Genomic DNA, 12594 nt, shown 5'->3' on the forward strand with positions numbered 1-12594 from the left:
CTCAGCGCCGCACATCGCCATGCTGACCGTCGACTTCGATCGCCTCGGGGTCAAACGCGGCGACCGCGTGCTGGACATGGGCGCGGGCGCCGGGCGACACGCGTTCGAGGCCCTCAGGCGGGGCGCAACCATCGTGGCGTTCGACTACAGCCTCACCGAACTGCAGCAGTGCATGGGCACCTACTACGCAATGCACACCGAGGGCCAGATCCCGCCCGGCGGAGCGGGCACCGCGGTGCGCGGCGACGCTCTCGCCCTGCCGTTCCCAGACGGATCGTTCGATCGGATCATCGCCTCCGAGGTGCTCGAGCACATCGGCGACGACCGGCGGGCGATCGCCGAGCTGTACCGGGTGCTGGCGCCTGGGGGCACCATCGCCGCCACGGTGCCTTCGTGGTTCCCGGAACAGATCTGCTGGAAGCTCTCCGACGAGTATCACGCCCCCAAGGCCGTTGGCGGACACGTGCGCATCTACCGCAAGGCCGGGCTCTCGGAATTGTTGTCGCAGGCGGGTTTCGAACTGTCGGGTACCCACAGGGCCCACGCATTGCACTCGCCCTATTGGTGGCTGAAATGTGCCGTTGGCCCCACCAACAACGGCAACCCGCTGGTCAAGAAGTACCTGAAGCTGCTCGAGTGGGACATCATCGAAGCTCCGAAGCTCACCAGAACGGCCGACCGGCTACTCAACCCGGTGCTTGGCAAGAGCATCGTCCACTACGGCGCAAAGCCCGCCGATGCCCCAGTCGGAGAGGCCCATGCAGCAGCCTGAGCACACCGGGGTGATGTCGCTGACCGACATAGAAGCCACAGCCCATTCGATCGTCGCCAATCAGCTGGGTGACGGGATGATCCTGTGGTTTCCCGGCGGCCACGCCGACCCCTGGAACCACGTCGAGGCCGCCATGGCCCTCGATGTAGCCGGGCTGCGAACCGAGGCAGAGCGGGCATACCAATGGCTTGCCGATGCCCAAAAACCCGACGGTTGGTGGCATCACTACTACCTCGCCGACGGCATCGAAGACCCCAAGATCGACACCAACGTGTGCGCCTACGTGGCCACCGGCGTGTGGCATCACTGGCTTTGCACAGGCGACAGGGGCTATCTCGAAACCATGTGGCCCGTCGTCGAACGCGCCATCGACTTCGTGCTTTCGATGCAGCGCGCCGGCGGTGAGATCATCTGGGCCCGCCACGCCGACGGCACCCCGTGGTCATATGCACTATTGACCGGCTCCTCTTCGATCTATCACTCGCTGCGGTGCGCGCTGATGTTGGCCCAGACCATGGACGTCGATCGCACCGACTGGGAGTTCTCGGCCGTGCAGTTGGCCCACGCCATCGCCCACGACCCCCACGCTTTCGAGCCCAAGGAACGCTGGGCCATGGATTGGTACTACCCGGTGCTGGCAGGAGCCATAGACGGCGACGCCGCGACACATCGCTTGGCCGCCGGGCGAGACACTTTCGTGATGGACGGCCGCGGCGTGCGCTGCGTGTCTGATCAGCCCTGGGTGACAGCCGCCGAGACCTGCGAGTGCGCGATGGCCTATCTGGTAGCCGGGCAACGCGACGAGGCCAAGAGCCTCTTCGAGGCGGTTCAGGTGCTGCGAGACGACGACGGGGCGTACTTCACCGGCATCGTGTACCCCGATCGCATCAACTTTCCCGATGCCGAGCGTTCGACCTATACCAGCGCCGCCGTCATCCTCGCCGCCGACGCCCTCGACGGGCACTCGCCCGCCGCCGGGGTCTTCCGCAACGAAGACCTGCCAGACCTGACTAGCTGACCCGGCGCAACAAACGCAGCGAGCCCACTGCCTCCAGGTCGACGAATGACCCCGACCGAGTCGCCCTGAGATAGATCTCGTACGGCGGTCTGCCGCCATCGGCGGGGTCGGGGAACACGTCGTGGATGGCCAGGGTTCCGCCCATTGCCACCCGAGGCGCCCACAGTTCGAAGTCGGCGTGGGCCGGTATTGGCCCATGACCGCCGTCGATGAACACCAGCGAGGCTTCGGCGTTCCAGGCCGCCCCAACCACTGCCGACTGGCCGACCACACCCACCACCACATCGTCGAGCCCCAGCCGATCGACCAGCCCGCGGAACTGTGGCAGCGAGTCCATGCGGCCGCTCGCGTCGGTCAGCGAGGCGTCGTGGTGCTGCCAGCCGCTCTGCATCTCTTCTGATCCGCGGTGGTGATCGATTGTGAACACCACTGTCGAGCTGACCCTGGCGCCCGCCGCGAGATACACCGTCGACTTGCCGCAGTAGGTGCCAACCTCGACGATGGGTTGTGGGCCCGCGTTGGCCGCCGCACGGTAAAGCGCCAGGCCTTCGTCATCGGGCATGAAGCCCTTGGCGTCGATTGCTGCGGCATGCAAGGCCGGGTCGATGGCCGGAATGTCACCCATCACACCGCCGCCGCGCGGCCCGGAGCCACCTCGTCGTCACCGCGGAAGAGATACCTCTCGAGCAGCACGAACTTGCCCAACCACAGCAGCCCCCAGGCGGCGAGGTTTGCCAGCATCACGGCCGCAACCGAACCCCAGATCCGGTCGGCAGCCGCAACCATCGCGGTCGATACCCCGAGCCCCAAGAGGGTGTAACTCCAGAACGGAACGATCTCACGCGACACCGAGTGAGGACCGCGCTTGCCCCAAACCCACCTGCGGTTCAGCAGGTACACCGGAACGGCGGCCAACATCGTGGCGGCAACGTTCGACGCGACCGCGTCCCAGCTCAACGGGCCGCTGAACACGAACAGCAGCACCTGGGTCACCATGACGCCGATCACCGAAACACCGGCAAAGCGCAGCAGCCGATGGCGCAGTTGCCAAGCCTTCGAGACGATTTCTGTCACGGACACGAGCGACAATTCTACGAGCGTCTGGCTACAGCCGCGCCTCGGGGGCATAGGCTGATCAATCCGTTCGGCCCGCGACAAGCACCGACCGAGTGGGCCGTCTGTGGAGAATGGGGATTGCGGCATGTCGGCACTCGAAGACCTGGTCGAGCTATTGGCGCTCGAACCGATCGAGGTCAACGTGTTTCGAGGCGTCAGCCCAGACGAGAACCGTCAGCGTGTCTTCGGCGGCCAGGTGGCGGGCCAGGCGCTGATGGCGGCAATACGCACCGTCGACCCTTCGGTGCCCGTCCACAGCCTTCACTCGTATTTCCTGCGCCCTGGCGACCCGACCATCCCGATCCTCTACGAGGTCGACCGCATCCGCGACGGTCGCTCGTTCGTGACCCGCAGGGTGGTCGCCATCCAGCGCGGTCGCGCCATATTCAACCTGCAGGCTTCGTTCCACAGGGTCGAGGAAGGGCCTGCGTTCCAGATAGAGCCACCCCAGGTGCCTCATCCCGATTCCCTCCCAGACTTCGCAACCCGTATGGCACCCCATCGCGACAAGCTCGGCGAGTGGTACGACCGGCCCCGCCCCATCGACACCCGCTGGGTTCAGCAACACCCCATCGAACGACGGTCGGGTGTATCCAGCGGCGACCGGATGCAGGTGTGGTTCAAGGCCGATGGTCAGCTGCCGGACGACCCGGCCATTCACCAGTGTGTGGCCGCCTACGCCAGCGACATGTCGCTGCTGGACACCACCCTGTTGCCCCACGGCCTCAGCTGGGGCGACGACGTGATGATGGCAAGTCTCGACCATGCCATGTGGTTCCACCGGCCCTTTCGCGCCGACCACTGGCTGTTGTTCGACCAGGGCACACCCTCGTCGTCGCACGCTCGCGGCCTTGCCAGGGGCGAGATCTACACGGCCGAGGGCGAGCTGGTCGTGTCGGTCATGCAAGAAGGCCTGATCAGACCCCCGCGAGGCCCCTAAGCGGCTGGGGCCGGGTCCTTGAAGAAGACGGCCAACGTCGCCACGGCCGCACCCACACCGCCCACGACGGCGATCGCCAAACCGGCCCAACCATCGATGGCCAGGTCTATTGCGTTGTCGATTGACCATTCGCCCGGGCCGGTCGACGCCAAACCGGCAGCGATCGTCGCCAGGATGAACACGTACTCCCATCCCTCTCGGATGATGAAGAAGCCGTTCTTTCGGTGCCCGATGAATCCGGCCACCACCATGATCCCGACTATTCCGGCGTTGGTGAAGGGAAACAGCAAACCCGCTGCAAATGCCAGCCCGGTTCCGATCTCGCCGAACGCTGCCAGCCTTGCGTGCAGCGCCCCGGGTTTGAGCCCCTCGGCTTCGAACCAACCTGCCACGCCGGCAAGTCCGCCCTTGACCTTGGCCCAGCCATGGGCCGCAAAGGTCACGCCCACGATCACCCGGATGATCAACAGCCCCAGATTGAGTTCGTCCATGTGGATCCTCCCCGAGCGACGAAACTACTGATTGATCATCGCTGTGGCTGCATTGTCGAAATAATCGATGACCTGACGCTCGACCTCGGGCTCGAGGCCCCCGCCGCGCACGGCGGCGACCATGTCGTCGAACCAGGCGTCGCGTTCGGCGACCCCGATGACAAAGGGCATGTGCCTCATCCGCAGCCTGGGATGCCCCTTGCGTTCGCTGTAGGTTGCCGGGCCACCCCAGAACTGCACGAGGAAGCCGACCATGTTCTCCTTCGGTTCGGCCAGGTCGTCTGGATACAGCGGTCGCACGATCGGGTCGCGCTCGACCTCGTCGAAGAACCGATCGACCAGGTCGACGAACCATTGGTCGCCGCCGACGTATTCGTACAGGGTCGTCATCGGGCTGGGTCGTATCGATAGACGTTGGTTTCGCGGGCCACGAAGCCCAACCGCTGGTACAACCGGTTGGCTGCCTCGCGACTGGGCCGCGAGGTCAGGTCGACGGTCTTGGCCCCCATCTCGGCAGCGATCTCGAGAGCCCTGATGTTGAGGGCTGCCCCGACCCCTTTGCCCCGCGCCGCGTCGTCGACGACCACGTCTTCGATCCACGCACGCACCCCGGTGGGGATGGGGAACACGACCAGGGTCATGCTGCCGACGATCCGATCGCCGTCTCTGGCCAGCAACAGGGTGCATGCGTCGTGGTCGACAATGCCCTGCAAGACCTGGGCGTCGGGGGGCGCAGACGAGCGCGACAGCTGGGGAATCAGCCGCGCGAACGCTTCGACCACGTCGGCGTCGACGGTGTCGCAGATGGCAATCTCGATCTCGCTCATCGTTGCTCCGAGGTTGGGTGCGCATACAGGCTACGTGCAGTGACCGGCGCCCGACGCCGCTAGCGTGATTCCCATGGATCACGTGATCTGGCAAGAGCACCCCGACCTCGTCGACCCGATCCTGGTGCTCGCCTTCGATGGCTGGAACGATGCCGGCGATGCCGCCACAACGGCCGTCGACTACATCGCCAGCCGGTTCGACCACCACACCGTCGCCACCATCGACCCCGAATTGTTCTTCGATTTCGGTTCGGCCAGGCCGGTTATCCGACTGTCCGATGGCCATCGACGTCAGTTGATCTGGCCCAGCGTGTCGTTTGGCTGGTTCCGGCTCGACGACGGCACCGACATCATCACCTTGCGCGGACCCGAGCCGAGGCTGCGTTGGCGTACGTTCAGCGAGCAGATCGTCGCCGTGGCCGAAGAGTTGGGTGTGAAGACCGCCATCTCACTGGGAGCCTTGCTGGCTGAGGTCCATCACTCGTCGCCCGTTCCCGTTGCGGGCACCAGCAGCGACGACGACATGATCGAGCGATACAACCTGCGCCGACCCTCCTACACCGGCCCAACCGGCATAGTGGGCGTGCTGTCGACGGCCTTTGCCGACGCGGGTATTTCGACCATGTCGGTGTGGGCATCGGTTCCCACCTATGTGCCGAACGCGACCTCTCCAAAGGCTGCACACGCACTGTTGAACCACCTGGCCCAGACGCTAGGCATCGACATGGCGGCAAACGACCTATTGCGAGCGGCCAAGACCTACGAACGTCAGGTCGACGAACTGCTCGAGTCCGACGACGACCTCGCCGAATACGCCCAACAGATCCTGTTGGCGTCGGTCGACGACGAACCGGGCCACCCTGACGACATCTTGCCCGACCTCGACGAGGTCGACGGCGACAGCCTCATCGAAGACCTCGAACAGTTCTTGCGCGACCAGGGCTGAACACCAACCCAGCGGCTAGTCCCAGGGTGGCTGCCTGGGAAAGTCGAACGAGGTCTCCAACATTTCGCCGTCGATCGCACGAAACGCCTCATCGCCCCAACGATCGGCGCCTGCGGTGGGTTCGGGCAGGCCGTCGCGGGTGAACCAGCCACATCCACTGGTCTCGAGCGGATGGGGGTCGATCTCACCGCCCACGGCTCGGCACAAGAACACGATCGAAACCAGCGGTATCTGGGTAAACCCCAGGCGCATGCCGTCGAGCACGCTGAGGACCCTTACCGGCTCGCAGCGGATGCCTGTCTCCTCGAACACCTCTTTGACCGCTACCTCCGAGGGCGAGTAACCCACGTCGGCCCAACCGGTCGGGTACAGCCATATGCCCGAATCGGCCCGTCGAACCAAAAGGATGCGGCCCTGGTCGTCGCCCACGACGGCGCCAACAGCGACCTTTGGTGTCACATAACCAGGCACACCGGCGCCCACCGACTTCATCCACTCGGTTGCCAGGGCTTCGGGGTCGGGGTCGCCGACGGCTGCAGAGCGAATCTCGGCGGCGATGCGCAGCACTTCTTCGAAGCGTTCGCGCTCGTACAGGTTGTCGGTGAATCCGAGGCCGGTTCGGGCGATGCCCGCCAGGGCCTCGCCCCAGACGACCAGGTCCTGAGCCGTGGGTCGATCGGGCATGGCCTAGAAGCGTTCGGCTGCGACGGCGAACAGCGGGTCGGCACCTGCGGTGCACGCGGCAACCAGCGACGCCGTTTTGGGAAGAACCTGGCTGCAGAAGAACTGTGCCGACGCGATCTTGTCGTTCAAGAACTCGGCATCACCTCGGCCCGCTTCGAGCAGGGCCAAAGCCGCCGCCGCGCTGCGCACGTGCACCCAGCCGCCTGCCGCTGTGCCCACCAGGGTCAGATAGGGCGTGGCTCCGGCGGCAATGTCGTTGGGCGACGCTGTGGCCATCCAGGTCGCAACGGCTTCGACATCGTCCACCGCACGGCTCAGAGCGTTTCCGATGTCGGCGAGGGGGCCCTCAGCGACAGCCTCGGCGGCGGCCCGCATGTCAGAGACCAGCGATCTCATGGCACCGCCACCATCCAGCGGCAGCTTGCGGAAGGCCAGATCGAGCGCCTGGATGCCGTTGGTGCCCTCGTATATGGGCAGAATTCGCGAATCTCTCCAGTGCTGGGCGGCGCCGGTCTCTTCGATGTAGCCCATTCCGCCGTGTACCTGGATGCCCAGCGAAGCGACCTCGACGCCGCAGTCGGTGCCCCAGCCCTTCGAGAGCGGTGTCAGCAGGGCGGCTCGCGAAGCAGCGGCCGCGGCTTGTTCGCCGTCGCAGTGGGCGGCCCGGTCCATGGCCGCTGCGTTCAGGTACATGAGGCCGCGCATCGCCTCGACGTGCGACTTCATCGTCATGAGGCTGCGGCGAATATCGGCGTGTTCGACGATGGCAGCATTTGCGTCGGCACCTATAGGGCGGCCCTGCTTGCGCTCGCGGGCATAATCGGCCGCCAACTGCATGGCTATCTCGGCTATGGCCAAACCCTGGATGCCAACCGACAGCCGGGCATTGTTCATCATCGTGAACATGTAGCGCATGCCCTGGTTCTCTTCGCCGATCAGATAGCCGACGGCTCCGCCGTTGTCGCCAAACGACATCACACAGGTCGGTGAGGCGTGGATGCCGATCTTGTGCTCGGTCGACACGACCGCCAGGTCGTTGCGCTGGCCGAGTGACCCGTCGGGGTTGACCAGGTACTTGGGCACGATGAAACACGAAATGCCCTTGGTGCCGGCCGGGGCATCGGGGGTTCTGGCCAACACCAGGTGGACGATGTTCTCGGCCATCTCGTGTTCGCCGAAGGTGATGAAGATCTTGGTGCCGGTGATTCGGTAGGTACCGTCATCGGCCCTGACGGCGCGCGTGGTCAGGGCCCCGACGTCACTTCCGGCGTGCGGCTCGGTGAGGTTCATCGTGCCCGTCCACTCTCCGGACACGAGCTTGTGGAGGTAGGTCTCTTTTTGTTCCTCGCTGGCGTGGTGCATCAGCATGTCGACGGCGCCCTGGGTCAGCAGCGGGCACAGGGCGAACGACATGTTCGACGAGTTCACCATCTCCTGCACCGCCACGCCCAGGGTCCAGGGCAGGCCACCACCGCCGTACTCGGGCTCGAATGCGATGCCGTTCCAGCCGTTCTCGACGAACATCGAGTAGGCCTCGGAAAAGCCGTCGGCGACAATGACCCTGTCGCCGTCTACGCGCGCTGGCTGCGCATCGCCGGTGCGGTTCAGTGGCTCTAGTTGTTCTGCGCAGAACCGACCCGCTTCGTCGAGCAGGCCGACGACCGTGTCCATGTCGAGTTCCTCGAACCCGTCGAGCCTGGACAGCTCGGAAATTCCCACGAGGTGCTCGAGAACGAACGCCATGTCGTTGACCGGTGGACGATAAGCCATGACAACCTCCTGGCAGGCAAGGCTATTACCAGTGCCGACTGCCGGTGACACGCTGGCAGAATTGAGCCAATGGCACAGCGAGACCTTCAGACGATCACTGCGTTCGCATCCGACAAACAGCGACTGCGCAAGGCGATCATGACCGTACGACTGACCATCGGAGGTGCAGGCCTGGTCGCACCGCGCCTCGTGGCCTGGCTGTTCGGTGTTGGGGCACCGAAGGGGTCTGCGGTGACGCCCGTGCTTCGCATGTTCGCGGTTCGCGAGGCGTTGATGGCCTATCAGCTCTACCAGGCTCCCGAGGAAGAGCTCGAGGAGGTCCTCAGGCAAGGAATCGTGGTCGACTCCATCGACCTGGCGGTAGCGCTGGCCGCCTTCGCTCGCGGCGATGTCGGCTTCAGGACCTTCGTGACCACGGCCGCCGCAGCGGGCTCGGTCGCCGCGGCAGGCTACGCAGCCCGCCCCGGGCTCGACGCCTGAGACAGGCCCCAGCGCCCAGGGTCAGCCGCCGATGCCCACACGCTCGACGACGTCTTCGATCTCGCCGATGAGGCCCGTGTAGAACGCACCGAAGTCGCCATATATCGCCGACGCTTCGTCGAATCGCATCGTGTAGACGACGTCTTTCAGATCGTCGAGGTTGACCGCGAACAAGGTGACTCCCCATTCGAAGTCGTCGACACCCGTCGAGCCGGTGACCAGCTGCACTATCCGGCCCGCGAACCTGCGCCCAGACGTGCCGTGCTCGTGCATGAGCTCGCTGCGCTTGTCGTACTCGAGGGTGAACCAGTTGGCGTGGCCATCACGCTTCTTCGACATCGGATAGAAGCACACGATGTTCTTGCCCTCTGGCGGCAGCTGCGGGAACAGCCGAGCCTGCCTCATGGCATCGGGCACCCCGGCCGCGTACTCGCTGACCTCGGTCATCGACACATAGCTGTCGATGATGTCGAGCCCCGCCTTCTGAAGCGAGGTCTGGATGCTGCGTAGGTGCCACAGGTCTGGCCCCATGGTCAAGAAGCCGATGTCGGCCTTGTGGCCGAACACAGCGAAAGGAATCACCTGGTGCTCGGCGTTGCGAGCATCTTTGACCGCGTTGACGATGGCCTGGCCGTCGGCGGCAGGGCCGATCTTGGCGAAAAGGTGGACCACACCCCAGCCGGTCGAGGTGGTCAGGTAGCCGGGTTCGGTGGTGGAGTCGGGGGTCTCGCTCATGGATGTGAGGCTATCTGTGCCTCAAGTGCCAACGGAACCGGCGTACACGTTGAACGACTCTCCCCTGGCGAACGCAATCAGGTTCATGCCGGCGGTCTGCGCTGTATCGATAGCCAGAGCCGAGGGCGCCCCTGCGGCAACCACACTTCCAATGCCAGCCGCCCAGGCCTTCTGCACCATCTCGAAACTGGCACGCGACGTCACGAACAACGCCGCCGACCCCATCTGGGCGACATCTGCGAGGCGGCCGCCCAGGCGCAGGGCGCCCACCACCTTGTCGACGGCGTTGTGACGCCCGATGTCTTCTCTGATCAGCTCGATCTGGCCCGCGGGGTCGACCAGGGCTGCTGCGTGCGACCCGCCGGTTCGGCCGTGGAGGTCTTGAAGGTCGCCCAGCGCATTCAGCGCTTCGACGAGCCCGGCGGCCCCCAGTTCGGGCACCGAGTCGAGGGGACGCAACCGACCGGCCAGCTCGACGATCTGGTCGGCACCGCAGACACCACAAGCCGACCCAACGGGACCCAGCCGGGGGGTCGGGCCAGGACCACGGCCGTCGGTCTCGACCGTGACGACGTTGAACTCGGTGGCCACCGCCGAACCGGTGCCGCAGTAGCGGACGCCAGTCACCTTGGCGCCGTCGAGAAGACCCTCGGCATGCAGAAAGCCAACCGCGAGGTCGAAGTCGTTGCCTGGTGTGCGCATGGTGGTCGAGACCTGCTCGCCGTCCAGGCGGATCTCGAGCGGCTCCTCGACGATGACCTCGTCTGGTACCCGCCGCGACCCGTCGACACCATGCTGGCGCAACAGGACCTTCTGGGTTCGACGCATGACCCAATCCTAAGAAGGATCGAGCGCCGTCAACCGGGTATCAGCCGATTCGCACCGGAAGCAGCCGAGGGCCGCGGATCTGGCCCGTCGACCAGCGAACGCCCTCTGGGTCCGCCAGCTCGAATTCGGGAATGCGTTCGAGCCAGGTCTCGATGGCAACCGAGAGCTCGAGGCGGGCGAGGTTGGACCCCAGGCAACGATGGATGCCCAGGCCAAAGGCCGCATGCCGGTTCTCGACCCTGTCGATGACGAATTCGTCGGGGTTCTCGAACATCTCAGGATCGCGGTTGGCGGCCGGGAACGGCAGCAGCAGCCACTGACCTTCCTCCATGGGGCATCCCGACAGCTCGTGGTCCTCGGCGACGAGACGGGCCATGGTGACCGGTGCGTACAGCCGCAGAAACTCCTCGACGGCAAAGGGTCGAACGTCGGGGTCTTCGATGAAACGTCGCCGATCCTGTGGATGCTGAGCCAGATGCCACAGCGAAGCGCCGATGGCCGACCAAGTGGTGTCGATGCCGGCGATCAGCAGCAGGGCGATGGTGCCGAAGATGTGCTCGTCGGCCAATGGCTGGCCGGCCATTCGTGCAGCCACCAGGAAGTCGATCAGGTCGGCGTCGTCACCGGTCTTGGGGTTTTCGCGATGCTCGATGATCTTGCGGGTCAGATAGGCATCGAGGGTGTCCTGCGGATCGATCGCCTCCTCGGCGCCCGGGGTCTCGACGATGCGATGGATGAAGCCACGGAACAAGTCGCCGTCCTCGGGCGGCAAACCGAGCATGTGGGCGATGATCCTCACCGGGATGTGCTGCGCGTATTGGGTGGCAGCATCGACCACATCGGCGCCGTCGGCCACCATCTCGTCGATCAGATGGTTGCAGAACTCGCGGGTGAACGGTTCCAGCTGGGCGATCTTCTTGGGGCCGAACGGAGGCAGCAACAAACGTCTTGCTTCGGCGTGGAAGGGCGGGTCGGACGTGATCGGTGGGGCGTAACCCATGGGCCGCGGCACATCGGGCTTGAACGGCGACACGATGACGCCCTGCGACGTGTAGTTGTGGGTGTCGTGGGCAATCGCCTTCACGTCTTCATGGCGAGTCGGCAGGTACGTGCCGCCGAAGGCATCCGAATGCGCAATCGGGCAGCGCTGGCGCAGGTCGGACCAGATCTCGGGGGCGTGGGCTGCGTACTCGGGTCGTGTGTGATCGAACTGGGTCGCCCAGTCGTCGATCGGCTCCAGGCCCGGCTCCTGAACGTCGGTCATCACACACCCCTGCTAGACACTGAGACAAACTTGGTCCAATTGTCTCAACCAGTCGGCAGGATCCACCCTTTCATGCGCGTGACATCGGTCACATGCGCGCTCCACCCGATCAGGCCGCAACCCGCTCCAGAGATGCTTCCAGGTGGAACCCCATCGGCTGCCCAACGGCAGCCATATCGAGGGTGTAGCGGCACTCGTTTTCCGAAAAGTGCATGGTTCGCGCAACCGCCTCCACCGGCTTGGCGGTGGCGGTGGAAGCCACCTGCACCGTCGCCAGGCTCAGGCGCCCATCGACGAAAGAACCTTCGTGGATCTCGACCACACCCGTCGGTTGCACCACGACAAACTCCACCCCATCTCCGCCACAAGGCCGTAGATAGCCAGTCTCGGCGTGCATCGGCAAACCCGTTGCCGCGCTGCGAGTTCGCTGCGTGTAGGCCACGAAGGGCTTGCCGACCGTCGAGAAGGTGATCTCCTCGAGATAGTCGAACCCATCGATGGTCGGATAGTCACCCCTACCCGCCCCCTTCCAGGTGCCGAGAATGGGGGCCAAGAATGCGATATCGGGATGCAGGTCGGCGTTCATCACGCCATTGTGCAGCCAAAAAGAGGCGAGGGCGCCCGCACGAGCGGACGCCCTCAACCGACCGGAAGTCGGCAATACCTTCGGGACGACTTCGGAAGAAGTCGTCAGTACCTTCGGGACGACTTCGGAAGAAGTCG

At 64.9% G+C, this 12594-nt stretch carries 16 protein-coding genes; 5 read left to right on the plus strand and 11 right to left on the minus strand.

Annotation, left to right across the window (positions count from 1 at the left end; genetic code table 11):
- Window positions 1-19: 19 nt before the first annotated feature.
- Window positions 20-772 carry a methyltransferase domain-containing protein gene (locus R2770_09895; protein ID MEZ5280776.1) on the plus strand — a complete coding sequence of 251 codons (753 nt, stop codon included), beginning with the start codon at window positions 20-22 and terminating at the stop codon, window positions 770-772.
- Window positions 759-1790, plus strand: coding sequence for a hypothetical protein (locus R2770_09900; GenBank protein MEZ5280777.1), 1032 nt, complete (start codon window positions 759-761; stop codon window positions 1788-1790). The genes R2770_09895 and R2770_09900 overlap by 14 nt, the downstream gene beginning before the upstream one ends.
- Here R2770_09900 and R2770_09905 read toward each other — a convergent pair.
- Together R2770_09905 and R2770_09910 are read right to left on the minus strand one after the other, a co-directional pair.
- Window positions 1783-2415 carry a class I SAM-dependent methyltransferase gene (locus tag R2770_09905; GenBank protein ID MEZ5280778.1) on the minus strand — a complete coding sequence of 211 codons (633 nt, stop codon included), beginning with the start codon at window positions 2413-2415 and terminating at the stop codon, window positions 1783-1785. The genes R2770_09900 and R2770_09905 overlap by 8 nt on opposite strands.
- Window positions 2415-2870, minus strand: coding sequence for a GtrA family protein (locus R2770_09910; GenBank protein MEZ5280779.1), 456 nt, complete (start codon window positions 2868-2870; stop codon window positions 2415-2417). Before R2770_09910 ends, R2770_09905 begins: the two co-directional genes overlap by 1 nt.
- 121 nt (window positions 2871-2991) lie before the next feature.
- On the opposite strand from R2770_09910, the gene R2770_09915 reads away from it, so the two are divergent.
- Complete coding sequence (locus R2770_09915) at window positions 2992-3846, plus strand: acyl-CoA thioesterase II (GenBank protein ID MEZ5280780.1); 855 nt, start codon at window positions 2992-2994, stop codon at window positions 3844-3846.
- On the opposite strand, the gene R2770_09920 is transcribed toward R2770_09915, so the two are convergent.
- Genes R2770_09920 through R2770_09930 form a run of 3 tightly spaced genes read right to left on the minus strand, consistent with a single transcriptional unit; the run spans window position 3843 to window position 5164 of the window.
- The gene (locus R2770_09920) at window positions 3843-4337 is read right to left on the minus strand and encodes a DoxX family protein (protein MEZ5280781.1); all 495 of its coding nucleotides are present in this window, start codon (window positions 4335-4337) and stop codon (window positions 3843-3845) included. The two genes, R2770_09915 and R2770_09920, sit on opposite strands and share 4 nt — an antisense overlap.
- A gap of 24 nt (window positions 4338-4361) precedes the next feature.
- Window positions 4362-4727, minus strand: a complete 366-nt coding sequence (locus R2770_09925; GenBank protein ID MEZ5280782.1) for a globin — start codon at window positions 4725-4727, stop codon at window positions 4362-4364.
- Window positions 4724-5164, minus strand: a complete 441-nt coding sequence (locus tag R2770_09930) for a GNAT family N-acetyltransferase (protein MEZ5280783.1) — start codon at window positions 5162-5164, stop codon at window positions 4724-4726. Before R2770_09930 ends, R2770_09925 begins: the two co-directional genes overlap by 4 nt.
- Window positions 5165-5237: 73 nt before the next feature.
- Between R2770_09930 and R2770_09935 the strand changes: the two genes are divergently transcribed.
- Complete coding sequence (locus R2770_09935) at window positions 5238-6110, plus strand: PAC2 family protein (protein MEZ5280784.1); 873 nt, start codon at window positions 5238-5240, stop codon at window positions 6108-6110.
- Window positions 6111-6125: 15 nt separating this feature from the next.
- Here R2770_09935 and R2770_09940 read toward each other — a convergent pair whose 3' ends face one another.
- Window positions 6126-6794, minus strand: a complete 669-nt coding sequence (locus tag R2770_09940) for an NUDIX hydrolase N-terminal domain-containing protein (GenBank protein MEZ5280785.1) — start codon at window positions 6792-6794, stop codon at window positions 6126-6128.
- A gap of 3 nt (window positions 6795-6797) precedes the next feature.
- Window positions 6798-8564: an acyl-CoA dehydrogenase gene (locus R2770_09945; protein ID MEZ5280786.1), complete on the minus strand. Its 1767-nt coding sequence runs from the start codon at window positions 8562-8564 to the stop codon at window positions 6798-6800.
- Between the two features lie 69 nt (window positions 8565-8633).
- Here R2770_09945 and R2770_09950 point away from each other — a divergent pair, with 69 nt between their 5' ends.
- The gene (locus tag R2770_09950; protein ID MEZ5280787.1) at window positions 8634-9044 is read left to right on the plus strand and encodes a hypothetical protein; all 411 of its coding nucleotides are present in this window, start codon (window positions 8634-8636) and stop codon (window positions 9042-9044) included.
- A gap of 21 nt (window positions 9045-9065) precedes the next feature.
- Here R2770_09950 and R2770_09955 read toward each other — a convergent pair whose 3' ends face one another.
- From R2770_09955 to R2770_09970, 4 genes are all read right to left on the minus strand, one after another.
- Window positions 9066-9779 carry a chlorite dismutase family protein gene (locus tag R2770_09955; protein MEZ5280788.1) on the minus strand — a complete coding sequence of 238 codons (714 nt, stop codon included), beginning with the start codon at window positions 9777-9779 and terminating at the stop codon, window positions 9066-9068.
- Window positions 9780-9800: 21 nt separating this feature from the next.
- Complete coding sequence (fdhD, locus tag R2770_09960; protein MEZ5280789.1) at window positions 9801-10607, minus strand: formate dehydrogenase accessory sulfurtransferase FdhD; 807 nt, start codon at window positions 10605-10607, stop codon at window positions 9801-9803.
- Window positions 10608-10647: 40 nt separating this feature from the next.
- The gene (locus R2770_09965) at window positions 10648-11871 is read right to left on the minus strand and encodes a cytochrome P450 (protein MEZ5280790.1); all 1224 of its coding nucleotides are present in this window, start codon (window positions 11869-11871) and stop codon (window positions 10648-10650) included.
- 109 nt (window positions 11872-11980) lie between these two features.
- Entirely contained in the window at window positions 11981-12457 is a 477-nt protein-coding gene (locus R2770_09970) for an FABP family protein (GenBank protein MEZ5280791.1), read from the minus strand.
- Between the last annotated feature and the right edge of the window lie 137 nt (window positions 12458-12594).

This window comes from Acidimicrobiales bacterium (assembly GCA_041394185.1).
GTDB lineage: Bacteria > Actinomycetota > Acidimicrobiia > Acidimicrobiales > Poriferisodalaceae > JAAETH01.